This window comes from Psychrobacillus sp. OK032 (assembly GCF_900111345.1).
In the GTDB taxonomy this organism is placed as follows: Bacteria; Bacillota; Bacilli; order Bacillales_A; family Planococcaceae; genus Psychrobacillus.
This window is the reverse complement of the sequence record NZ_FOGY01000001.1, coordinates 269,477-293,556: the sequence shown is the minus strand read 5'-3', so window position 1 is coordinate 293,556 and position 24,080 is coordinate 269,477. Positions and strand designations below refer to the sequence as shown.

The following is a 24,080-nucleotide window of genomic DNA, read 5'->3' as shown; positions in this document are numbered from 1 at the left end:
ATGCGAACTCACAAGAATGGTGTAGGGAGTGTGTTACTATTTTTCCTTTAAAAGAACTATTAGATTGTTTGGAATACAAGGTTAAAGGTGATTTGAAGGACTTTATGATAAACAGATTTATCGATCACTCGAAGCAAATTAGAGAAGGGGATATGTTCGTTTCTGAAACAGGTAATCGAGTATTTATAGAAGAAGCGATACAAAAAGGTGCGAAAGCAATACTCACCGAATATTTCATCCATGACTGTAGCGTACCACAGGTTATTTTACCGAAAGATATGCATCTGTTAAAAGAGAGAATTTCCAGTATGGCATATGAATTGTATGGAAAAGAAATAAAGACAATTGGGATAACTGGAACAAATGGAAAAACAACGGTTGCATCGTTTATAGGACAATTATTAATGCAACAACAAAAAACTGTTTGTGTTATTGGTACACTAGGCGTTTATATTAACGGTCAAAAACTGGATCTTCCATTTAGAAGTAACACAACATTGCCATTTTATGATTTTCTACAAGTAGTAAAATATTGTTTCGAGCATAAAGTTGAATACATTGTATTAGAAGCTTCTTCTCAAGGATTATTGGACAATCGATTAGGTATGTATCCAATTGATTTAGGTGTATTTTTGAATATAGGAAAGGATCACCTAGAATTTCACGGTGGAATGGTTCCTTATAAGAAGTCAAAAGAGTTACTTGTTACGCTGTCTAAACATATAGTTATTAATGATGACGATGATTGGTGTAAATCAATTGCTGAAAAGACTGAGCTACCGGTTACCCGTTTCGGTGAACAATATACGAATGAAGTTATTTTGCAAAAAGTCGACTACTCAACTGAAATAGTTCATTATAAATTTTTAGTCAGAGATAAAGAAGTGCAACTGCAGATGAAAAACAGCGGTTATTATAATGGAATGAACATAGCGGCAGCAATAGCAAGTTTAACTGCACTAAATATTCCTTTTGGAGAAATAAAAGCTCTTACACTACCTAAAGGGAGGTTAGAGCAGATTCTAAATAGTAAAGGCATAGAGGTGCTAATTGACTATGCTCATACACCTGACGCATTGGAGGCTTGTTTATCTACAATTACATCCTATGTAAAAAATGATATCTATGTTGTGTTTGGTTGCGGAGGAAATCGAGACAAACAAAAGAGAAAAGGTATGGGAGAAGTTGCGTCAAAATTTGCGACAAAAGTAATAATAACTTCTGATAATCCAAGAAATGAACGTCCAGAAGACATTATTGCGGAAATTGTAAGTGGTGTGAATCTTAGCGAAGTAATGATTGAACCAGATCGTGAAAAAGCGATTAATTTGGCATTACGATCTGCCCGAAAAGGAGATGTCATTTTAATAGCAGGAAAGGGACATGAGCAAGAACAAATTGCTAATGATCTTGTAGTCCCTTTTTCTGACCATCAAGTTGTACGAAACTATTTTGAAGAACCAGATGGGTTAATAACAAAAAATGATCCAGTAGCATGAGCAATTCTTTTACCGTCTGGTTGAGTGACTGTACATTCTAACACTAATGTTTGTCGACCTCTATGTAGGTAAGACGCTGTAGCGATCAACGAATCTTGTGTTGCTGCTTTCACATAATGGATGTTCATATTTGTCGTTACAGCCCCTTTTCCTTCCGGCCGTAAATCTTTGTTTACAAGATACCCCATCGCATTATCCATAAGTGTTGCGATAATCCCTCCGTGTGGCTTATCAAACGTATTAAAGGAAAGTGGAGTAATGGGAAATGAAACGATACATGTATCATGATCAAATTGTATGTCCATTTGTAAAACTGCATTTAAATAAGTGGTAGAAGTATTTTGTTGTTTCATTTGGATCCCTATAAGAAATTCTTTTAGAAGGGTCATATCAGCTTCTGATGCATTCTCTGTTACTTGGTGAAGTAAAGATTGTAATTCATTCATGTTTTTTTCTCCTAACAGTAAGTAAATAATTTAGCATTTGTTTCTCCATTTCTGTTATGATATAACAGATTGGAGGTTTTATAATTGATAATGACCAATGAATGGGCCACTATAATGGACCAATCAGATCTGCTATGTACAATGGTTCTTTCCTCTGAACAATTTTATCATTATTTAGATGCACATCGTGCTGTATATACAAATTCGAATCTAGTTCGTGAAATTAATCATTTTACGAAACTTAAAGACCAGTATGAAGAGGTTCAACGATTCGGAAAATACCATCCTGATTATTCGAAAGTTATGAAAGATATTCGAGTAACTAAACGAAAATTGGATATGGTAGATGAAGTTGCAACATTAAAGGTTGCAGAGAATGAATTGCAAGATTTGCTCGATGAAGTCAGTTTGCTAATCGGTAAATCAGTTTCAGAAGGTGTTAAAGTTCCTGTGAGCAACCCATTTTTTGCATCCAGCGGCTCGAGCTGTGGAAGTGGCTGCGGTACAGGCGGGGCTTGCTCTTGCTCTGCATAAGAACTATGAAGGATGTGTGCATTTATTTGCACACATCCTTTTTTTGATAGATAAGAAAGTATTTGCTTTATACTCGTTATCGATCCAGCTCCATCGCCTTGCTCCTGCGCACAGCTCGTCGCAAACAAAAGCGCTTGTGGTGGCTGAAGAGCTGCCTCCTGGGCCCGCACGATGCGGGTCATGTCTGCTTTGCCACAGGATGTGGTGCACTTTGCAGACCTACCCCATCCCCATTTGCCTGTCGGAGGCCTGCACGAAGCAGGTCATACAGTCGTTGCGAAATGTTTTTTTATTTTGCGACGAGCTTTGCGCAGGAGCACCACGATGTCGCGAATTTAGACTGTATTCCTCTAAAATAGGCACTTGCGCTTTACTAGTCTAGCTTCAATGCTTCGATCGCTAAATCAGGCCGGTCGGTTATGATTCCTTTTGCTCCGTTTTTAATCAATTTCCTCATCGCTACTGGATCATCGATAGTCCAATAGTGAACAGGAATGTTCAAGGAAGTGATAAATTTGATAAACCCTGCACTATCAAGGGGAAATAAGTTGGATTTCACTGGTATTTGAAATACATCTGCCTTTGGATGATATAAATGTCTAAATTGGCTAGTGTATGCAGTATATGCTTTTTTTACTTCTTTTTCACCAGCACCTAAAGCAACTGTATTTTGTGCATACAAGTTAAAACGATCTATTTGTTCGTCATAATAACTAGTAACCACAACGCGTTTGAAAGCTTGTTTTTCTTCTAATAGTCTCCAAAGCTTGGAAGGCATTAAACTACCTTCATAGGTTTGGGGAGCATCTTTAATATCCATATTTATAAGCATTTGGGGATATGTATCGAGAAGCTCACCTAAAGTGATTATTTGTTCACCGCAACCCCTATATGAATAAGAGCCTTCTAAATCGACAAAGTGGTGACCTAAGTCAGCTTCTTTTAATTGTGCAAATGTATAATCCGCTACTTTGCCACTTAGATTTGTAACTCTATCTAAGTCTTCATCGTGAAAAACGATAATCTCTTCATCTTTTGTTAATCGTATATCTATTTCAAATCCATGAACTCCTAATTTTGCTGCATTTTCAAAAGCGGCAAGCGAACATTCTGGAGCAAGTGCCGCTCCACCTCGATGCGCAAGAATGATTGGTTGCTCGTATTCAAGTGCTTCTTTTGGAGTACGACTTTGTGGTTTAGAAATAGCTTTTGTACTGGCCCAGGCTGCTCCTGCAGCTGCAGCAATAGCGAACACAACATTAGTCTTTTTTCCCATTAATCGATTTTTCCTCCTTTTTAACAGTTAGCTTCTTTCAAAAGAAAAGAAACTATAAACTATTTTACTCAGTATCGATCCAGCTCCCGTGCCTTGCCCAATTCGCCTGTCTGAGGCCTCTATTGGATGAAGGTCATGCAGTTGTTGCGACACGATGTTGCGAATTTAGATTGTATTCTTCTAATCATAGGCGCGTGCGCTTTTCTAATTATAACTTTTGAACGTACAACTGTCAGCTAGTTGTTGTTGCTATCATTTTCCCGGATATGTTATCCTAAAGAGGAAGAAATGAGGGGAAAAAGTATGACAGAAAGACAAGGATTAATTGTCTATGTGCATCATTTAAAACAAGCGAAATCATTAAGAAAATATGGCCATGTCCACTATATTTCGAAAAAGTTGAAATATGTCGTGTTATATTGTGATCAAGATCAAATTGAGACCGCCAAACAAAAGATGAACAAACTTCCTTTTGTAAAAGAAATTCTAGAATCATATCGCCCATTCTTAAAAACAGAGTTTGAAAATAGTAAGCCGGATAAAGCGAAAGAATACGATTATAAAATTGGATTGTAATTTCTGCTCTCGATTACTGTAATGGTGGTATTAAGTTATTTAATCGTAAAACACCGATTACATATTGATAAAATAAATTTGTGTCTACAAATGTGGAAGAATGTTTCATGTCGATTTGGATTGGTTTGATTTGTAGCTCTTCTAGCGTCTCTTTAAATGCTGAAATCCTTTTAGGTACCATTTCCGAATTGGGTATACCTTCTCGACAAATATATATTGGGAAAAAGTTTGCGTTATTAATTGGCTTTAGAGCAACTGCAATGGAAAAGTACTCTTTATCTACTTTTTTAGACGTGAATATGAATGCATGATGTATGCGATTTCTATTTAAACGAGCGAGTTCACAAAGCTCGAATACATCTCCGTAGCCTTCACCTAGTTCTATAAAACGTTGAATCAATGGTAACACTTCCTTTCCAGTCCATCTTACCACTTTGTTGGAGGAAAATTCTATGAAATTTGTTATAAGTTTTTTGACTATGTTGCTTGTTGTGACAAATAGCGTTTTACTTTTATTTCAATATCAAGTCTACTCCTCTAGTTTGGAAGAAGAGGAAAAATCTTTTTATTATGAACAAGAAATTGAAATGAAGTTTAAAAGTGACAAAGTCATTGTTAAGCAACATTTTAATCATTTGCCACATGAACAATTGACCATTACATGGCCAATTACGAGTGAAAATAGAAGCTGTGATTTGAGTACTAGTGATAGTTGTAGTCGATTATCGGATGATTTAACATTCTTTGAGGAAGGTGAGTCTGCTAAACAGAGCATCTCGTATGAAATTCCATTAGTAGATGGATTAACAGATGGAATTTTATTTTCTGGATTTTTAGCGAAAATCGAAAAGGGTGGAGTCTCTTATACAACTCTCCATATAACGGATGAGTTGAAAAGAGGGGGTATGTGGATAAGTGGTTTACCGATAATTGGAACCTCGTCCTTAAATTTAATCGATTATACCCTATCTTATGGAGCTGGAAATATTTCAGATTTATTTTGGCAACGGGCCATAATTCCAGTGAAATATGAAAATGATTATTTAACTGTTCATTCAAATGAAGAACTTTCCAAAGAAATGAGTTCGCGATTAGATAAGTTAAATATTCCAAATAATACACATATGACCTTGCTTTTCACTGAAAATATAAATAATATTAAGTCACCACGTATCGCATTTACGAAGGATAAAGATATTGACTCGATAGTTGCTGAGTTAATAGTGAAAAATGTTAAATTACAATATGGATTAACCGACGAGCGTCCTTTGCTTGCAGAAGTTGTAAGTAGTTTTTCAATTGATAAACCAATTGGGGCAGAAAAATCAATTTGGATGTATGAAACACTTAAAAATTATTTTACAATGAATCAATTCTCAGAATGGAAAACGGCATTGACTAAAATTAGTTCCTTAAATGCGGAAAAACTAGATAAATTGCTATCAGAAATAATTGGATTTAAAACTTCTTTTTTTCAATTGAACGGACAGGCTGAATCAGAAAAATTTCCGTTGCTTTTTGAGGATTCACGTACTGTGTATGTAAATGGAGTACAACAAGAAGAGATGAAATTATTAATGAAAGACGGGAAAATTTTATATGCCGCTGAACCTTTGCTAGTTGAACTAGGTTACACATTAAATGATACAGATAAAGGTTTATATGTGCAAAATGATACAAGAGCATTTCGATTTCCAATCCAGGAACCTTTTTACGTATTGAATGAAAAAAGATATGACGCAATGTCAGAACCATTTGAGCGAATCGGATCAGAATTTTATATCGAAGAAGGATGGATGATTCGATTGTTTTTATTGAATATAGAAAAACAAGAAGACCGGATAAATATTACGGAATCCGCATCATTTTAACTTCATTCAGCAAATGTTCTCTTGCGACGAGCTTGCGCAAAGAGCAGATTTTTTTTGCGACGAGCTTGCGCAGGAGCAGAAGTCTTCCACTTCTATAAATGGTGTGATAAATTCAAAGCATGTATTCAGTTCAGTGGGGTACACAAACCCTGCTGAAATATCGGGGAACTCTGGCTAAGCTCGCCGCGTCCTGCGGCAACGCCTGAGTGACCAACGTTCTGTCGGCCCAAAGCCTCCGGCGGATGCTACAGATTTTAGAGGAATTTCTCGAGCTTGCTCGAGAAAAATCTGAGCGCACTGTTTTCTGCGACGAGCTTGCGCAGGAGCAAATTCGACGAGGCGAATTTGATCATTAGGAGTTTAAACATGAGAGTCATTTCAGGATCTAAAAAAGGGTTGCCACTAAAAGCGGTGCCTGGAACGAATACACGTCCTACAACGGATAAAGTAAAAGAATCTATTTTTAACATGATTGGTCCTTATTTTGACGGAGGGATCGCAGTAGATCTATTTGCGGGAAGTGGAAACTTAGGTATTGAATCATTAAGTCGTGGAATCGATTTATGTATTTTCATCGAAAAAGATCAGAAAGCCATCCAAACGATAAACGAAAATTTAAAGAAATGTCGTTTGGAAGATTCGTGTGAAATATACAAAATTGATGCTGCCCGTGCAGTAAAAGCATTTGAAAAAAGAGAACTGAAAATTGAGTTACTATTTGTAGATCCACCGTATAATAAGACTGTATTTTATGATTTAGCCAAAAAGATTGTAGAAGTTGGATGTATGAGTGATACGGGACTTATCGTATGCGAACATGATAAAACGGTTGACTTGGCAGCTGATTTAGGAACTTTTACTCTTGCTAGGCGGGAAACGTACGGTGGTACTATTATTTCTATTTATCGTAGACGTTTAGAAGAAGAGGGGGATTAAATTGGTTAAAATTGCAGTTGTACCAGGAAGTTTTGATCCAATAACTAATGGACATTTAGATATTATTAATCGAGGAGCGGCTGTCTTTGGACAAGTCAATATTGTCGTCTTAAATAACTCATCCAAAAATCCACTATTTTCCGTTGAAGAAAGAATAGAACTTATTAAAGAGGCAACAAGCCATCTTACCAATGTAATAGTGGAGACTTATTCTGGATTATTGATGGACTATGCGGAAAGTGTCCATGCAAGCGCAATTATTCGAGGACTACGAGCAGTTTCTGATTTCGAATATGAAATGCAAATTACATCGATGAACCGCGTATTGAACGATGAAATAGAAACATTTTTCATCATGACAAAAAACCAATATTCTTTTTTAAGCTCTAGTATCGTTAAAGAAGTAGCTAAGTATGGAGGAAAGATTGAAGAATTAGTTCCCCCACACGTTGAAGCTGCTCTTCGTCAAAAATTCAATAAATCTTAACCTTGCCGTAGTGGCAAGGTTTTTTTCATCCCTAGGAAACTACCAGTTCAAAAAGAATATAGGGATTATAAGCATGTGTAGGAAGCGAAATAAAATATAACGTTTAATAGGAATACGGGCTTTTTGAGCAAGTACAATGATTTGCATATGAATACTTATACCGCTAAAAGCGATGATAATTGCTACGACAAATGGGAGTATGGCTTTTCCGGCAAGTATTTCACCAGCTAAACTTATCCCGCCAGTCATCTCGAAAAAAGATGCAACAAATACTAATAATAACGGTGAAATAGATGGTAATATTTCCTTCACAGATTCAAAAACAATAATACTCACCGTAGTAAAAAAAATAACGGTTGTACCGATTAACAATAATATTTGTGATGTTTCTTTAATACTTTCTTGAAATGGGGAAACAGCCATTGTCGTTTTGTAATCATTCTGTTGAATAGGGTTTGAAAAAATGATGAATACTAAGAGGAAGATTAAATTGATAAGATGTATAATGATTAACAATTTTATTCCTGCAAATTCTGCGTTGAAAATTTCAATTCCTACAAATCCAATAACAAACATCGGACTCGGGGCATGACAAATCCCTAATAACCAACTAGCGTTTCGTTCATTTAAAGTGCCCATTTCCTTTAACGAAGAAATAACAGCAGCTCCACTTGGAAACCCTCCTAATGCACTTAATATGTAAACATTCATATATAATTTAAACTTATTCGTTGTATGTAAAAATGTATTTTGTGATCTAATAAACATTTGCGTAATAACTAAATAAGGCAACAAATAGGGAAGTAATGCCGTCGTAAAGATACGCATGCCTTCTACAGCACCCTTATGGGCCGTACCAGGTTGTAGAAACAATAAAATAATGAGTGCCCAGCTTGCGATAGTGATTATTATATGCATGTAATTTCATCCTTTATTTTCGATTGTTTTGTCAGAAAAAAATGGAAGTGATAAACTAATACTCATATATAGTTAAGAAAGAGAGGGAGACCTATGAAGAAGAGAAAGTCCGTAATCCTTCTTTTCGTATTTGCGATTGTGTTGGCTCTTGCCTTTTATCCGATGGAGTCATATATTTCTAAACCAGGAGGTGCCTATGAGCTTTCTCCATTCGTTGAAGTGGACGGTGGAGATGAGGATGACATCGGCACAATGAGTCTACTTACCATTGCTCTTGCAAAGGCGACACCACTTACATACGCATACGCTAAACTAGTGGATAATCAAAAAATATATAAGGCAAATCAAATTCGGCAGGAAGACGAAGACGATAAAGAATATAATGTTCGTCAATTAAAGCTTATGTCTGATTCTCAATTTAATGCTATTACGGTTGCATACAATCGAGCGGAAAAGCCTTATACAGTAACAAATAACGGAATATTTATTTTTAATGTAGTGGATGGTAGTGCAGCAGATAATGTGTTAGAACCTGGTGATAAAATTTTAGAAATGGATAATTTGAAAGATTTGACAGAACAATCAATTCAAACATATTTAACAGACAAACGAGAAGGCGATACTATCCAATTACTAATTGAACGAGAAGGTAAGGAGCTAGTGAAAGAGGTCACGCTAAAAGTAGTTCCAGGCGTTCTTGATAAACCTGGTATTGGGATTTCCTATAAAGAAGACAAAGAAGTAGAAACTACCCCTGTCGTTCATATGAACACAGAAGATATTGGGGGACCTTCTGCTGGACTTATGTTTACATTGGAAATACTAAATCAATTGCTTTCTGAAGATATTACGAAAGGGTACAATATTGCCGGTACTGGGGAGATGCTACCCGATGGGACTGTCGGACGTATCGGTGGCATTGACTTAAAAGTAATTGCAGCAGATCGAAAAGGAATGGAAATCATGTTCGCTCCTGATGACGATATAGACCCCGCGGTGTTAGAGAAAAACCCTGATTTAACATCAAATTATGATGTAGCATTAAAAACGGCAAAAAAAATAGGTACAAAAATGGAAATTGTACCTGTTAAAACAATTGACGATGCACTTGCATATTTAGAAAAACTAGAGCCAAAATAAACGTATTATAAACGAATGGGTGCTATTCTAAAATCGCTTCCAACCATTTGCTGTCCAAACGAACTTTGTAAACCAAGATAATATAAGTTAGCTGCTTTAATATCTAACTGAAGTAATCTATTTTCTTTACTTGCGGCAACTCTACTAACAAGTGGAAGCTGCAAGTCCTTTTTTATCGACTGTAAATAAGCTTGTCCTTTTTGATTCATCCCTAATGGGCGAATATAAGTCGGTAACTCGGTTTCACGTAATTGTTTCCAAGTAAATTCAGTATAAATATGTGTTAACATTCGTTGAATTCTAGTCCATGTAAACCGCTTCGATTTTATCTTTTCCATAAAAGATTGAAAAGATATACAAGTAGTAGCGGCATTCCATATAGCATTTTCCATACCTTCTGTCACTTCTGCAAACTGAGCAAGTGATGCTTTTGTATGACGCAAAATAATTAGTCGAAGTAATGGATAAAATCGTTCCCAGCTACCAAAAGAGTTAGCTATACCTTGCCATTCGTATAGTGCATCTAAACTAGTAGGTGGCATAAAAGTTTGCACTCCAGTTAAATCATCATCGTCAAACAATACTTTTCGAATTCCGGTAGCACTCGCAATTGTTTCCGAAGTTTTCGCTGCATCATGATAATTTGCTATTACACGTTGAATCGTCTCCGGTTGAATTTTCGTATGTAACGTTTGGGCAGCCTCTATATAGTGATAACCTAAAATATTATTTGGCTTCGAAAGATCCACTAATGGCACGGACACATCTTTAGAAACAATCTTATAAGCTTCGTTTAATGCTTTAGGATAACTTATCCCTTTTTTCATTAGCGAGGATATCGCTAAATTATATGATGTTTTATTTTCCGTTAATAAATCATACGTATGTTGAAACGCTTCTAAAGAGCCCTCTTCGCTGCCAAAACAAAAAGCCTTACATTTTAACGCATCTAATAAAAAAATCGCTCCTTTTGCAAAATCACTTGCTTGAGCAGTAGCAAATGCATATGGTAGTTCAATTACTAAGTCAACACCAGCTAACAGAGCCATTTTTGTTCGCGTCCATTTATCAACAAGTGCAGGTTCACCTCGTTGCAAGAAGTTACCTGACATTACTGCAATCATAACTTCACTATTTGTTTTCAATCGTGACTGTTCTAAATGATGTAAATGGCCATTATGAAATGGATTATATTCCACAACAATTCCAGTAGCGTTCATATACTAACCAAATCCTTTCCTTATTCAAATTATAATGTTATTATTATGTAGTGACAAGAAATTATCTTGACATCTAAATTCAGTCATTATATAATCAACTTTGTTGTCTTGAGGTGATAATCGTATGAAATGGGCAATTAGTCAACTAGCAAAATATCGTGAAAACGGGATGCCGTTAGATGAGTTCGTTACCCTGGAAAATGTGAAGGAACGAAACCCGGACGTTCGAAACATTTCACCCGTTCATGTAAAAGGGCATTGCACGTTTGGTGCAGCGCAAATGAATTGTCATTTTCAGCTTTCAGGGACTCTAATATTACCTTGTGCACGCACATGGGAAGACGTAGAATTTCCATTTGAGATTCAATCTGATGAAATCTTTAACTGGTCTGAGACGGCAGCTGCTTCTGCGCAGGCATATGATAATTTTCATGTGGTAGAAGGGGATGTCATTCATGTAGACCCTGTTCTAGAAGAGTTAATTCTTTTAGAAATTCCATTGCAAGTGTATAAAGAAGGTGCAGACCAATTTAGACACGAAGGTGGAAAAGGTTGGAGTTATACAACAGATGAAGATCTGAACGATATGCAAGAAGATGAACAACCAAAATTGGATCCAAGACTAGCTGATTTAGCTAAGTATTTTGATCAAACAGACGAATAATAGATCTGTAAGGAGGTGCCACCAATGGCAGTACCAGCTAGAAGAACTTCTAAAACTGTAAAAAGAAAACGTCGTACACATTTTAAATTATCCGTACCTGGTATGGTTGCTTGTTCAAATTGTGGTGAAATGAAATTGGCTCACCGTATTTGTAAATCATGCGGTCAATACAAAGGGAAAGAAGTAGTGAGCAAATAATTCAGTATTTGTTCCATAAAAGACTACCAAAGAGACCATGGCTCTTCGGTAGTCTTTTTTTGTTTTAAGAAATTATGAAATATACGGTATGTGGTTAACTTCCTCTCAACAACTTAAGGTATGTCACTATTTAAGAATACTGCGCAATAGAAGCTCTATTAAGTGGCCGGTATGATTTCCGCTGCAGGCGGACGCTTACTGCCGGGTGAGCGATGAGCCATCTTACGCTTTCGTTGTGATGTCTCATCTGTCTTAGAGAGGAACAAAGGCTAAGAGCGCCACATCGTGTGGCAATGCCTTCGTGACCACCATCCTGTTGACCTCGGCTGGAGTCGCCGCCTTCCGCTACAATCAATGGAACTCGTTGACTAATCGATAGCTGAATTGAAAAGAGCACTAGGTTTATCAACATCCTCCTAGCAGTTTCTTAGTTAGAATCATTTTATACACATCATATAATTACAAGCAATAACCTGAGCATATTCGCAACATAGTGATACATTTACACGATATATTAAAGCTAATTAGAAAATGTCACCCAATGACAATGAAGGATTTACTATGAGAAAGTTTGTCACGTTCAGCGGGCGTTAGTAGAGTTCGGTATAGTCTTTGTCGTGTTCGAAGGATAGTTTGTACCTTAAAGTGTATCTTATCATCCCGAGCTAACCGTAAAGGATAGTTGGATATAAGAATACTGCGCAATAATGTGTTACCGCTAGGATTTCCGCTGCAGGGTGGACGCTTTCCGCGGGCATGGCTTCAGCCTCCTCGTCGCTTTGCTCCTGCGGGGTCTTCAGCTCATGCACCTGACGCTTCGCTTTCGGTGCAAAAAAACATCTGCTATTCCCGCTGGAGTCGCCGCCCTTCCGCTCCAATACATTGAGCTTGCTAGCTAATCAATGTCGCTGCCCTTAATCCGCTTCATGCAATTTTCTGCAGAAATCATGCTTCTTGTTAATCGATAGGTATGGTACCCTTGATATATAAAATTGCAAAAGGGGAATGGATATGGCATTTACAATCGAAAAAAGAGAAGACATCATTATCTTTGAAATCAACAGACCTGCAATCCATAATGCGATTAACGGAGAAGTAGTAGAAGGATTTAAACAATTAGTGCAAAAAGTAAAAACAGATCATTCCATTAAACTTGCTGTCATTACGGGAGCAGGGGAAAAAACATTTTGTTCAGGCGGTGATCTCTCTGTATTCCATATGCTAAAAACAGAAAAAGAAGCATACCCAATGTTAAGGGAAACTGCGCAAGTTTTATATGAAGTAGCAACATTAGACATTCCAACAATTGCTTTGTTAAACGGAACTGCTGTAGGGGGCGGGTGTGAAATCGCTACGTTATGCGATTTTCGTTTAGTGAAGAAAGAAGCGAAGTGTGGCTTTATTCAAGGGAAATTAGGAATTACATCAGGTTGGGGTGGAGGCTCGTACTTATTTGAAAGAGGAATGAGGCATGATCACGCGTTGCAAATGCTAACAGAAGCGGTACCATATACTTCTGACTATCTTCTTTCTATTGGCTGGGCAACAGAAGTTTACGAAGGAGATAAATATAGTGCTTTACATAAGTTTATCGAGAAAATGATTGTCCCACATTCTTCTGTTTTAAAAGCATACAAAAGACAGGCTATTCAAAAATGGGAAAATACCCATTTATATGAGCGTATTATGGATGAAGTATCAACTTGTGCGATTCTTTGGGGACAAGATGAGCATCACAAAGCAGTCGATGCTTTTTTAAAAAGATAACCATATTTAGAGTCTATTTGTACCCACTTTGCATATATTAGTAAAAAAGCAAAGGGTGATAAACATGAATGTTAAAATTAGAAAAGATAGTTGGAGTGCGGAAGAAGACAATCTTTTGAAAGAAATAGTTTTAAAGAAAATAGAACAAGGTCTTACGCAAATTTCTGGTTTTGAAGAAGCAAGCATTTTGTTAGGTCGCTCCAAACAAGCTTGTGCATTTAGGTGGAATAAAAATCTCCGACCACAAATATTTAAAAGAGATACTACGGGGAAAGAACATGTAGTAAGAGAATTGACGGACTCATCTACATTACAAAACCATTTACAGTTAGCGATGGAAAGCTATGATGAGATGAAACAATCGTATGATGAAATTTCTAGTGCCTATAATTTATTAAAACAAGATTACGAGCAATTATTAAATTGGGCAAAACAAGGAATTACGCATTTAGAACGTCAATAGTTAAAGTCTCTTCCATTAGAGGCTTTTTTTTTATTTGAGAAAATAGAAAATTAGCAATAAAGGACGCACAAAAAGTATTTTCTTCTGCTAGAATAGAAAGTGTAAAGAAAATATTCCATTATTCTATGAATTCTTACAAAAAGTGAGCTTTAGAAGTGGAATATAGGCAACATCCTTTTTAAGGGAATGATTCAAACATCAAAGGGAGGAAATATCAAATGAAAAATTTAGAATCAACAATGGCAGGAACAGTTTTTACGGTAAACGTAGCAGTTGGAGAGGAAGTTACCGCTGGACAAGTAGTAATGGTACTCGAGTCAATGAAAATGGAAATTCCTATTGAAGCAGAAACAGCTGGTAAAGTAGCGGCTATCAATGCAAAAGAAGGTGATTTCGTTAACGAAGGCGACGTACTAGTTACGTTTGAATAAAGTCAATCTTGAGCTTTCTTAAAGAATAAGGAAGTAAATCATTTCTATAAGGTAACTGTCCAGCTTCAGCGCCTAGCCCCTCGGGGCAGACATAGGCGCTTGCGCATTTCTATAAGGGGGTATATAAAGTGGGAGAAACAAAAGGGTATAATGAGCGACTAGAACAAAAACTAACATCTATCTACGCAGGTGGTCACGAGAAATATCATGAAAAAATGAAACAACAAAATAAATTATTTGTACGAGATCGCTTAAAATTACTTTTCGATAATGGGGAATATGCGGAAGATGGTCGATTTGCGAATGTAGAAGCAGGTGATTTGCCAGCAGATGGAGTTGTGACGGCGACTGGTAAAGTGAATGGACAAACAGTTTGCGTAATGGCAAATGATTCAACAGTAAAAGCTGGTTCATGGGGATCTCGTACAGTTGAAAAAATTATCCGTATACAAGAAATAGCAGAGAAAAATAGAGTTCCATTATTATATTTAGTAGACTCTGCTGGTGCCCGTATTACCGATCAACTAGATATGTTTCCAAACCGTAGAGGAGCAGGTAGAATATTCCACAATCAGGTGAGGCTTTCAGGATTTATTCCACAAATTTGCTTATTATTTGGTCCATCTGCAGCAGGTGGTGCATATATTCCAGCGTTTTGTGATATCGTCTTTATGGTAGAAGGAAATGCATCTATGTATTTAGGCTCTCCTCGAATGGCGGAGAAAGTAATTGGTGAGAAAGTTACTTTAGAGGAAATGGGCGGCGCACGAATGCACTGTACAGTTAGTGGTGTTGGAGATGTGCTTGTGACCTCCGAAGAAGAGGCCATTTCAGAAGCAAAACGATACTTAAGTTTCTTCCCTGCCAACTATACAAAAAAGCCTAAAAAGGTTGAAGCAAAAGCAATAAAAGAAGGAAGAACGCTAGAAGCGATTATTCCGGAAAATCAAAATGCACCGTTTGATATGTATGAAGCGATTGATGCAATTATAGACGAAGGTACATTCTTTGATGTAAAAAAACTATTTGCACCAGAACTAATTACAGGATTTGCGCGTATTGAAGGACAAGCGGTAGGGATACTTGCAAACCAACCGAAAGCAAAGGGTGGGGTACTTTTTGTAGATTCAGCAGATAAAGCTGCAAAATTTATTTCGCTTTGTGATGCCTTCTCGATACCGTTAGTATTTTTAGCGGATGTTCCAGGATTTATGATAGGGACGAAGGTTGAGCGAGCTGGCATTATTAGACATGGTGCTAAGTTAATTGCTGCAATGAGTTCTGCAACTGTGCCAAAAATCTCTGTAATTGTACGTAAAGCATACGGGGCAGGACTATACGCGATGGCTGGACCGGCATTTGAACCGGATGTATGTATTGCGCTTCCAACGGCTCAAATTGCGGTAATGGGTCCAGAAGCTGCTGTAAATGCTGTCTATTCAAATAAAATTGAAGCAATTGAAGATCCAAAAGAAAGACTAAAGTTTGTGCAAGAAAAGCATGCAGAATATAAAGAGGAAATTGATATTTACAAGCTAGCTTCCGAGATGATTATCGATGAAATCGTTGCGCCGAGTGATTTACGTCGAGAACTTGCAGACCGTCTTCGTTATTATGAAGATAAAGAAATTGCGCCTGCACCTCGAAAACACCCAGTGCTTCCTGTATAATATTTTTAAAAAGGTCTACCATTTCGGTAGACCTTTTTATAAGATAAGAAAGTATAAACATATCTAGCTCCAACGCTTTCCCTGTTTGCCTGTTGAAGGTCGGCAGGATGCAGGTCATGCTCCTGTGGTTACTCGTCGTAAAAGACATTGCAGTCGTTGTAAAATGTTTTATTTTGCGAAGAGCTTTGCGCAGGAGCACCACGATGTCGTGAGCTTAGACTGTATTCCTCTAATATAGGCGCTTGAGCTTTTCTTACTAAACCGAGGTGATTCATATGAAGATTGCAATTATAGGTGCAGGATCTATTGGAATGTTATTTGGAGCTTATTTAGCAGAAGCGAAACATAATATTACATTTTTAGTTCGAAATCCTAATACGCCAAATAATTTATACATAGAAAAAAGCAATACTGGAGAGCAGTTGATCCCTTGCAATCTTGTTTATAGTATGGACAAACTAGATGATATGGATTTAATCATACTTGCGGTTAAGTATCATCACTTGCAATCGTTAAAAGAAGAATTAGATGCATTGCCAAAGAATATTCCTCTTTTATTCTTGCAAAATGGGTTACTCCATCTCTCTTATGCTACTAATTTAAAGCAAGAAACTATAATGGTAGGGTCTGTATTACATGGTGCAACGAAAAAAAATGCTCATACCGTACAGCATTTAGGTGTGGGTGTAACGACGGTTGGCAATTGGAAAGGGGAGTGGGCAAGGATAGGGGAGCTATTCCTTCATCATAACGAGCGTTTTCCTCTGCAATTCTCGACTAATATAGAAGACGTATTATTTAAAAAAGCAATGTTAAATAGTTTGATTAATCCTTTAACGACTATTGCGCGTGTTCCAAACGGAGAGCTTGTTCAAAACATAGCTTATAAAACAATTGCTAAAAATATATACGATGAAATGCTGGATACATTTGATGAGTGGAAAGGTCGATTTTCATGGGATGAAGTGGTCACACTTTGCACAAATACACAATTTAATCACTCTTCCATGTTAAAAGATTATGAGGAAGGGCGCTTAATGGAACTTGATACAATTGTAGGGGCAATTATTGAAGAAGCGAGAAAAAGAAATAAAAAATTACCGATATTAAATACACTCTATTTACTACTGCAGGAAAAGAATAAAGTAGGTGAACGACATCTTTAATACGATTATCTCGTTTTTGCTATTATATCCTATCGTACTATTTATACTGACGTTTATCGTCTCTAAATACTTTTTTCATAAACGAAAAAAATCCATCGGCATAGCGGCAGATGTAACGACGTTTCTATTGTTTTTCTCCGTTTCTCATGTTTACACGGTTATTTTTGTAAAGAATATTGGATTCCTATTAATCATTTGTTCATTAGTATTTGCATCGATACTGACTTTTTTGGAATGGCGTACAAAACATGAGATTGAAGTTCGTTCGCTACTTCGAAAAATTTGGAGAATATTATTTATGTTACTTTGTCTATTTTATGCGTTCCTCTGGGTATTCGGAGTTATCCGATACGTATTTAGTTATATAAGCTAATAATTTTCCACGCATTCTCCTGTAATGATATACTCATACAAGTATTTGTCTTAATTCAGTAGCACGTAAGTCACTCTGTTGAATTAGGATTAAAACCGACGGCATATGAATTGTTTTTTATGAGAAGCAGTACAGAAAATACGCTAAGGTGAAATTGATAATTAGAGGTGGAAAAATCGTGCGATTAGAGCAACACACACAACCATTCGCGAACCTTTTTTATAAGAAATATTTGGAGAATACAACTAGTTTATCTTCTTTTTTTCATTATGAATGGAATCAAAAGGCGCTTAATAAAAGGCTTCAAGATACTGATTTTAGTAAAACCAAAAGAACGGAACTTGTAAACGTAATAACAAATTATATGCGTAAATTTGGACTTTCAGAAAAAAGCAATAAACATTTAGAAGAGCTACAAGATAATGGGGTTGTCGTAATTGGAGGACAACAGGCTGGTATATTAACGGGACCTATGTATTCTATTCACAAGGCAATATCGGTTATTACGCTAGCTAAGCAGCAAAGAGAGATACTTGGAGTTCCTGTTATCCCTGTTTTTTGGATAGCTGGAGAAGATCATGATATTGACGAGATTAACCATGTTTACATAGAAAAAAGTAGAAAACTTCAAAAGCTTGTATATCCGGCAAAATCGAAAATTAAGAAAATGGCTTCCGAAACAACATTTGATAAAACATTAATGGAGAATTACTTGACTGAAATTTTTCAAAGTTTACCGGAAACGTTATACACGAAAGAGCTATTTTCTAAAGTAATGAATCACCTAGAAAATAATGTAATGTATACGGACTTCTTTGCCGCACTTATGAATGATCTCTTTCATGATGAAGGTTTACTTATAATAGATGCTGCATACGAACCGTTAAGAAAGTTAGAAAGCGAATATTTTCAACTTTTCGTGGAAAACGCTTCTGAACTTTCGGAAATAGTATTTAAGAAAGAAAAGGAATTTGAACAAGCAGGTTTCGGATCGCCAATCCAAACAAAGGAATCAGCTGCCCATCTATTTTTTGTGGAATCTGGAGAACGGTTTTTATTAGAACGAAAAGATGGTATGTTCATCCATGAAGCAAAGGGGCTTTCCTTTACGACCGATGAGTTGATGAATATTGCAGTTAATCATCCTGAAAAGTTGAGTAATAACGTTGTAACAAGACCAATTATGCAAGAGATGGTATTTCCTGTATTGAGTTTTATCGGGGGGCCAGGTGAAATCGCTTATTGGGGGACACTAAAAACGGCATTTGAACTTTTCCATATGAAGATGCCAGTCATTATGCCAAGATTAAGTGTTACTGTTGCTAATGCAAGAACACAAACATTACTCGAAAAATTTTCATTCACTATACAAGATGTATGGGGTGGAGCAGTGGAAGATGCGAAACTTCAATATATTAACAATCATCGAAATGAACAAATTTCCGAGTTGATCCAAACGATGAAACAGGAGCTTGTAGCAAAGTATGCACAGTTAAAAGAGCTTTTAATAGAAGATGATCTTAAATTGAGTCCGTTAGTGGAGAAGAATTTACGTTACCATGAAAGACAATTAACATTTATTGAACATGCAATCGATGATACTCTTCTTGGTAAGTTGGATGCTTCTATTCATCGCTATGATCGAATTATTATGGACCTAATTCCAAATGGAGGACTACAAGAGAGAACCTATTCCCCACTTCAGCTATTAAATGAGGTAGGACCAAATTTTATAAAAGAGCTTTTAGAAGTTCCATACGAGTTTAATGGGAAACATCATGTAGTATATATATAACTTAATTCAGCAAATGTTTTATTGCGACGAGCTTGCGCAGGAGCAGATGTCTCCCACTGTTTATATGTGGTGAGATACAAATAAAAATCAAACGAGGGCCAACAAACCCCTGTTCCTGCGGTTACACCTCGCAAATAATTAATAACTTCTGAATAAAGTTATAGCCTCCGGCGGATGCCACAGATTTTCAGAGGATGTTCTCGAGCAAGTTCGAGGGAAATATTGGCGCAAATACGCCGAGGCATATTTGATTAAGCGCAAGCCCCCACAGTTTTGTGGGGGCTTTTGTATGAGGAAAAATATAGCTTTTTGGCACCGATTTTGTCTCAACAAGTACTATTTACGCATTTTGAAAAATTAAATGCTCATTTTTTTAAAAATGGGTGGAGGAAAGTGGGGGGATGTGGTATGTTAATGACATAAAGTGGGGTGAGTAGCATGTTCATGGGCGAATATCAACATAACGTTGATGCGAAGGGACGGTTAATAATACCTTCCAAATTTCGTGAACACTTAGAAGACTGTTTTGTTTTAACACGTGGTCTTGATAATTGTTTATTTGGTTATCCTATGAATGAATGGCGAAAACTCGAGGAAAAATTAAAAGAACTTCCTGTAACTAAAAAAGATGCACGGGCATTTACTCGGTTTTTCTTTTCAGGTGCTACAGAAGTTGAAATTGATAAAACGGGGCGTATTAATATTCCGAGTAATCTTCGTAGTTATGCAAAGATGGACAAGGAATGTATCGTGTTAGGAGTTTCAAACCGCCTGGAAATTTGGGCGAAGGATGCTTGGGAAAATTACTTTGAAGAATCTGAGGATTCCTTCAATGACATTGCAGAAAATATGATTGGCTTCGATATCTAACTTAATTCAGCCGGGGTCACCCCCAGTTTAATTGAGGCAGAGCCTCCGGCGGATGTCACGGATTTTTAAGAGATTGTATCGGGCATGCTCGAGTAAAAATCCAGACGCGCCGTTTTCTATGACGGGCTTTCGTAGGAGAATTCACTTTTGCGGGGCTGAACGAAGAAAAGGAGAGGCAAATATGCCGAGCCGATTTTGATTAAGGAGGAAAAGGCTTGTTTCATCACACAACAGTATTATTAAAGGAAACGGTAGATGGACTTGCTGTTCGTCCAGATGGTATTTACGTGGACTGTACATTAGGTGGTGCAGGTCATAGTGAATACTTAGTGCAACAATTAAATAAACAAGGTAAGTTAATTTGTTTCGATCAAGATATGACCGCAATTGAAAATGCAAAAATAAAGCTTGCACCTTATTTAGATCAAGTAACTTTTGTACATGCGAATTTTCGTTATTTGAAAAAAGAACTTGCTGAAATTGGGATTGAAAAAGTAGATGGCATATTATATGACCTTGGGGTATCTTCCCCACAGCTCGATACGCCAGAACGTGGTTTCAGCTATAACTATGACGCTCCTCTTGATATGCGTATGGATCAAACTAGCGAGTTAACTGCTTATCATGTTATTAATGAGTGGGCATATGAAAAATTGGTGAAAATATTTTTCCGATACGGGGAAGAGAAGTTCTCCAAACAAGTTGCTCGTAAAATTGAACAAGCTCGAGAAACAGCTCCGATTGAGACGACTTTCCAATTGGTGGAGTTAATAAAAGCAGGGATTCCAGCCGCGGCAAGACGAACAGGTGGGCATCCGGCTAAACGAATTTTTCAAGCAATCCGAATAGCAGTAAATGATGAACTTGGAGCAGCGGAGGATTCTCTCGAAGATGCTATCCAACTGATCAACGTGGGTGGAAGAATTAGTGTGATTACATTCCATTCGCTCGAAGATAGATTAGCAAAAACAATTTTTAAGGAAGCTTCGTCCTTACCTGATTTACCTCCAAACTTGCCAGTAATTCCAGCTGGGATGGAGCCAATGTTAAAACTAGTAACAAGAAAACCGATATTACCTTCAGCTGAAGAACTAGAAGTGAATAATCGATCTCGATCCGCTAAGCTACGAATTGTGGAAAAACTAATAGAAAAAGGAAGTGTTTAAATGGCTTTACGTAATCATCAGTCAGAGACTTACATAAGTCGTCCTTCTTTCCCAGAACAACCACAAAAACAAAAAACGGTCCAGAAACATAAAAAGCTTTTATCAAAAGGTGAGAAAATATTACTCATTTGTCTGCTTGCTGTTGTAACTTTACTCGCTGTCATGATTATCCAAACGCAAACCGCTGTTCGTTCTACAACTACGGACATTTCTCAAATCGAAAAACAAATCGATACTACTTCAAAAGAAAATACAGATTTGTCCATACAAGTAAGTGAACTATCTACCTATGATCGCATTTGGAAAAAGGCGGAAGAGCTCGGATTGAAATTGAATGAGCAAAACGTGAAGGTAGTACCAGGACAATGAATAAAAAATTTCGTTTTCAATGGGGAGCCTTTCTTATGTTTTTATTATATGGAGGGCTCTTTTTTCTATTATTGGGAAGATTCGTTTTCATTCAAGTGACCGGAATTGCAGAAGGACAAGTATTATCAGCAAAAGCAGATTCGAAGTATAGTAAAGAACAAGTTTTACAAGCGAGTAGAGGTAACATTATCGATCGGAACGGGGAAATTATTGTTCAAGACACATTAAGTTATAAAATGATCGCCGTTATAAGCCCAAAAGCTTCGGAGAATAGTAAAGTACCTAGACATGTAATAGATACGAAAGAAACCGCTCAAGTATTATCGCAATATATTGATATGACGGAAGAAGAGATAGAGGATTTATTGAACAAAAGTATAGAAAAAGAAAGATATCAAGTAGAGTTTGGAAAAGCTGGTAGAGATATTAGTCATAAAGAAATGAATGAAATAAAAGCACAAAATTTACCCGGAATTATTTTTGAGCAAGATTTGAAAAGACTTTATCCTAACGGTCAATTTGCTTCACATTTAATAGGATTTGCACTAAAAGAAGAGAATGAAGAGGGTGAAGCAGAAACCGTGGGGAAAATGGGGCTTGAATATATATATGACAAAGAGTTAACAGGAACCCCTGGGAAAGTAGAATTTAAAGGTGATACAAAAGGATTTTTACTTCCAAATGCAGAAAAAATGGTGATGGAACCGCAGAATGGTCAAGATATACATTTGACCATTGATAAAACAATTCAAAACTTTTTAGAAGATGCACTTAACAAAGCGGAAGAACAATATAATCCTGAGAAAATGACTGCCATAGTGGCGAATGCTAAAACAGGAGAAATTCTCGCAATGTCCCAAAGGCCAACGTTCGAGCCAAATACCCGAGAAGGCTTGTCTACAAATTGGTTAAATGAGGCAACAGAACAAACGATCGAACCTGGCTCTACTTTTAAAATCTTTACTTTAGCTGCAGCAATTGAAGAAGGTGTATGGGATCCAAATGACTATTTTAACTCAGGATCCTACACATTATTCGGTGATACAATTCGAGATCATAATGTATATGGGTGGGGCCCAATTACGTATATAGAAGGTTTTCAACGATCATCTAACGTGTCCATGGCATATTTACTTAACCGAATGGGAGATGAAACATTCATCGAATATATCCATCGGTTCGGTTTTGGAGAAAAAACAGGTATAGATCTTCCGAATGAAGCTACAGGAACTGTTCTTGATACCTATCCGTTGAACAGAGTAACAACGACATACGGGCAAGGTACTACTGTGACTCCTATTCAAATGATTCAAGGGATGACTGCAATAACGAACAAAGGAAAGATGATGCAACCATATGTTATTGATAAAATTGTTGATCCGAATACCGGTGAAGTACTAAGCGATCATCAACCTACCGAAAAAAAATCGCCTATTTCAGAAAAAACAGCTGATCAAGTGAAGGAAATTCTAGCTAGTACGGTTACATCTGAATATGGTACTGCAAAACGTTTTAAACTAGATGAATATACTACCGCTGGGAAGACAGGAACAGCACAAATTGCAAAACCAGGTGGAGGATATTACTGGGGCCGCGAATTATTTTTATATTCGTTCTTAGGAATGGCTCCTGTGGAAGACCCACAGTTAATCGTGTATGTCACTGTGCATAAACCGAAGTTAGAGTTATCGGAATCTGGGTCACAACCAGTTGCTGAAATATTTAATGCAGTAACAGAAAAAAGTCTGAAATACTTAAACGTTCAACCTGAAAATCTGGAGCTTGCTACCCCAATTGAAATGCCAAATGTAGTTGGTAAAAATATTTTTGAGAGTCAAAGTATGCTAGAGTCACAAGGCTTGAAAACTGTTATAATTGGGCAGTCAGAAAGTGTAATGGAGCAGTACCCGAGTGCTGGTACATCTATTATTTCTAGTGGCACGGTGTTCATTAAAGGACAAGGTGAAATTCAATTACCAAATTTTACAGGTTGGTCAAAACGAAATTTAATGATATATAAATCATTAGCGAATCTTCCTATCGAAATTATTGGGGAAGGGTTTGTGACAGAGCAAAGTTTGACAGCTGGTTCCATTGTATCTAATGAAACACCAATCGTTGTCCAATTAGCGACCCCCGAAGAAATGGTAAATACTACTGCTCCTTTGGAAGAGGAATTAGTGGAAGAACTACCGCAAGATTAGTAGAGTTATATAAAGAGGAATAGAATAGTTACTGTCATTTT

Annotated in this window: 25 protein-coding genes; 20 read left to right on the top strand and 5 right to left on the bottom strand. The window is 37.0% G+C overall.

Going from position 1 to position 24,080, the window contains the following annotated elements; genetic code table 11:
* The first annotated feature begins 104 nt into the window (after positions 1-104).
* On the top strand, positions 105-1,499 hold the full coding sequence (locus tag BMZ04_RS01450) for a UDP-N-acetylmuramoyl-L-alanyl-D-glutamate--2,6-diaminopimelate ligase (RefSeq protein WP_255367750.1): 1,395 nt from the start codon (positions 105-107) through the stop codon (positions 1,497-1,499).
* On the opposite strand, the gene BMZ04_RS01445 is transcribed toward BMZ04_RS01450, so the two are convergent.
* The gene (locus BMZ04_RS01445) at positions 1,448-1,945 is read right to left on the bottom strand and encodes a PaaI family thioesterase (protein ID WP_093264020.1); all 498 of its coding nucleotides are present in this window, start codon (positions 1,943-1,945) and stop codon (positions 1,448-1,450) included. The genes BMZ04_RS01450 and BMZ04_RS01445 overlap by 52 nt on opposite strands.
* A gap of 84 nt (positions 1,946-2,029) precedes the next feature.
* Between BMZ04_RS01445 and BMZ04_RS01440 the strand changes: the two genes are divergently transcribed.
* Positions 2,030-2,479: a YlbF/YmcA family competence regulator gene (locus BMZ04_RS01440; RefSeq protein ID WP_093264010.1), complete on the top strand. Its 450-nt coding sequence runs from the start codon at positions 2,030-2,032 to the stop codon at positions 2,477-2,479.
* A gap of 373 nt (positions 2,480-2,852) precedes the next feature.
* On the opposite strand, the gene BMZ04_RS01435 is transcribed toward BMZ04_RS01440, so the two are convergent.
* On the bottom strand, positions 2,853-3,755 hold the full coding sequence (locus BMZ04_RS01435) for a glycerophosphodiester phosphodiesterase (protein WP_093264005.1): 903 nt from the start codon (positions 3,753-3,755) through the stop codon (positions 2,853-2,855).
* Between the two features lie 303 nt (positions 3,756-4,058).
* Between BMZ04_RS01435 and BMZ04_RS01430 the strand changes: the two genes are divergently transcribed.
* Positions 4,059-4,331 (top strand): YlbG family protein, encoded by a 273-nt coding sequence (locus tag BMZ04_RS01430; protein WP_093263995.1) that lies wholly within the window; start codon positions 4,059-4,061, stop codon positions 4,329-4,331.
* Between the two features lie 13 nt (positions 4,332-4,344).
* On the opposite strand, the gene BMZ04_RS01425 is transcribed toward BMZ04_RS01430, so the two are convergent.
* The gene (locus tag BMZ04_RS01425; RefSeq protein WP_369802618.1) at positions 4,345-4,740 is read right to left on the bottom strand and encodes a DUF7147 family protein; all 396 of its coding nucleotides are present in this window, start codon (positions 4,738-4,740) and stop codon (positions 4,345-4,347) included.
* Between the two features lie 43 nt (positions 4,741-4,783).
* On the opposite strand from BMZ04_RS01425, the gene BMZ04_RS01420 reads away from it, so the two are divergent.
* The 3 genes from BMZ04_RS01420 to coaD all read left to right on the top strand — a co-directional run bounded on the left by BMZ04_RS01420 (position 4,784) and on the right by coaD (position 7,625).
* Positions 4,784-6,202: a hypothetical protein gene (locus BMZ04_RS01420; protein ID WP_093263986.1), complete on the top strand. Its 1,419-nt coding sequence runs from the start codon at positions 4,784-4,786 to the stop codon at positions 6,200-6,202.
* Between the two features lie 366 nt (positions 6,203-6,568).
* Positions 6,569-7,138, top strand: coding sequence for a 16S rRNA (guanine(966)-N(2))-methyltransferase RsmD (rsmD, locus tag BMZ04_RS01415; RefSeq protein ID WP_093263982.1), 570 nt, complete (start codon positions 6,569-6,571; stop codon positions 7,136-7,138).
* A 1-nt stretch (position 7,139) separates the two neighbouring features.
* On the top strand, positions 7,140-7,625 hold the full coding sequence (gene coaD / locus BMZ04_RS01410) for a pantetheine-phosphate adenylyltransferase (RefSeq protein ID WP_093263977.1): 486 nt from the start codon (positions 7,140-7,142) through the stop codon (positions 7,623-7,625).
* Positions 7,626-7,664: 39 nt separating this feature from the next.
* Here coaD and BMZ04_RS01405 read toward each other — a convergent pair whose 3' ends face one another.
* Entirely contained in the window at positions 7,665-8,543 is an 879-nt protein-coding gene (locus BMZ04_RS01405; RefSeq protein WP_093263973.1) for a hypothetical protein, read from the bottom strand.
* 93 nt (positions 8,544-8,636) lie between these two features.
* Between BMZ04_RS01405 and BMZ04_RS01400 the strand changes: the two genes are divergently transcribed.
* Entirely contained in the window at positions 8,637-9,683 is a 1,047-nt protein-coding gene (locus tag BMZ04_RS01400) for a SepM family pheromone-processing serine protease (RefSeq protein ID WP_093263968.1), read from the top strand.
* A 5-nt stretch (positions 9,684-9,688) separates the two neighbouring features.
* Here BMZ04_RS01400 and BMZ04_RS01395 read toward each other — a convergent pair whose 3' ends face one another.
* Entirely contained in the window at positions 9,689-10,903 is a 1,215-nt protein-coding gene (locus BMZ04_RS01395; protein ID WP_093263963.1) for a nucleotidyltransferase, read from the bottom strand.
* Between the two features lie 124 nt (positions 10,904-11,027).
* On the opposite strand from BMZ04_RS01395, the gene BMZ04_RS01390 reads away from it, so the two are divergent.
* The 13 genes from BMZ04_RS01390 (at position 11,028) to BMZ04_RS01325 (ending at position 24,039) form a co-directional block, all read left to right on the top strand.
* Positions 11,028-11,567, top strand: coding sequence for a YceD family protein (locus BMZ04_RS01390; RefSeq protein ID WP_093263958.1), 540 nt, complete (start codon positions 11,028-11,030; stop codon positions 11,565-11,567).
* A gap of 24 nt (positions 11,568-11,591) precedes the next feature.
* Entirely contained in the window at positions 11,592-11,765 is a 174-nt protein-coding gene (rpmF, locus tag BMZ04_RS01385; RefSeq protein ID WP_093263953.1) for a 50S ribosomal protein L32, read from the top strand.
* Between the two features lie 1,011 nt (positions 11,766-12,776).
* A complete protein-coding gene (locus tag BMZ04_RS01375; RefSeq protein WP_093263945.1) occupies positions 12,777-13,532 on the top strand; it encodes an enoyl-CoA hydratase/isomerase family protein in 756 nt (251 codons plus the stop codon).
* 64 nt (positions 13,533-13,596) lie between these two features.
* A complete protein-coding gene (locus tag BMZ04_RS01370; protein ID WP_093263941.1) occupies positions 13,597-13,995 on the top strand; it encodes a hypothetical protein in 399 nt (132 codons plus the stop codon).
* A 218-nt stretch (positions 13,996-14,213) separates the two neighbouring features.
* Positions 14,214-14,426 (top strand): acetyl-CoA carboxylase biotin carboxyl carrier protein subunit, encoded by a 213-nt coding sequence (locus BMZ04_RS01365; protein WP_093263936.1) that lies wholly within the window; start codon positions 14,214-14,216, stop codon positions 14,424-14,426.
* 128 nt (positions 14,427-14,554) lie between these two features.
* Positions 14,555-16,096, top strand: coding sequence for an acyl-CoA carboxylase subunit beta (locus BMZ04_RS01360; RefSeq protein ID WP_093263931.1), 1,542 nt, complete (start codon positions 14,555-14,557; stop codon positions 16,094-16,096).
* A 275-nt stretch (positions 16,097-16,371) separates the two neighbouring features.
* Complete coding sequence (locus BMZ04_RS01355; RefSeq protein ID WP_093263925.1) at positions 16,372-17,262, top strand: ketopantoate reductase family protein; 891 nt, start codon at positions 16,372-16,374, stop codon at positions 17,260-17,262.
* 16 nt (positions 17,263-17,278) lie between these two features.
* The gene (locus BMZ04_RS01350) at positions 17,279-17,635 is read left to right on the top strand and encodes a DUF3397 domain-containing protein (RefSeq protein WP_177184273.1); all 357 of its coding nucleotides are present in this window, start codon (positions 17,279-17,281) and stop codon (positions 17,633-17,635) included.
* 178 nt (positions 17,636-17,813) lie between these two features.
* A complete protein-coding gene (bshC, locus tag BMZ04_RS01345; RefSeq protein ID WP_177184272.1) occupies positions 17,814-19,430 on the top strand; it encodes a bacillithiol biosynthesis cysteine-adding enzyme BshC in 1,617 nt (538 codons plus the stop codon).
* Between the two features lie 438 nt (positions 19,431-19,868).
* Positions 19,869-20,300, top strand: a complete 432-nt coding sequence (gene mraZ / locus BMZ04_RS01340) for a division/cell wall cluster transcriptional repressor MraZ (protein ID WP_093263913.1) — start codon at positions 19,869-19,871, stop codon at positions 20,298-20,300.
* A gap of 215 nt (positions 20,301-20,515) precedes the next feature.
* Positions 20,516-21,466, top strand: a complete 951-nt coding sequence (gene rsmH / locus BMZ04_RS01335; protein ID WP_093263905.1) for a 16S rRNA (cytosine(1402)-N(4))-methyltransferase RsmH — start codon at positions 20,516-20,518, stop codon at positions 21,464-21,466.
* Positions 21,467-21,835 (top strand): cell division protein FtsL, encoded by a 369-nt coding sequence (ftsL, locus tag BMZ04_RS01330; protein WP_093263900.1) that lies wholly within the window; start codon positions 21,467-21,469, stop codon positions 21,833-21,835.
* A gap of 35 nt (positions 21,836-21,870) precedes the next feature.
* Positions 21,871-24,039 carry a penicillin-binding protein gene (locus BMZ04_RS01325; RefSeq protein ID WP_093265440.1) on the top strand — a complete coding sequence of 723 codons (2,169 nt, stop codon included), beginning with the start codon at positions 21,871-21,873 and terminating at the stop codon, positions 24,037-24,039.
* The last annotated feature ends 41 nt before the right edge of the window (positions 24,040-24,080 follow it).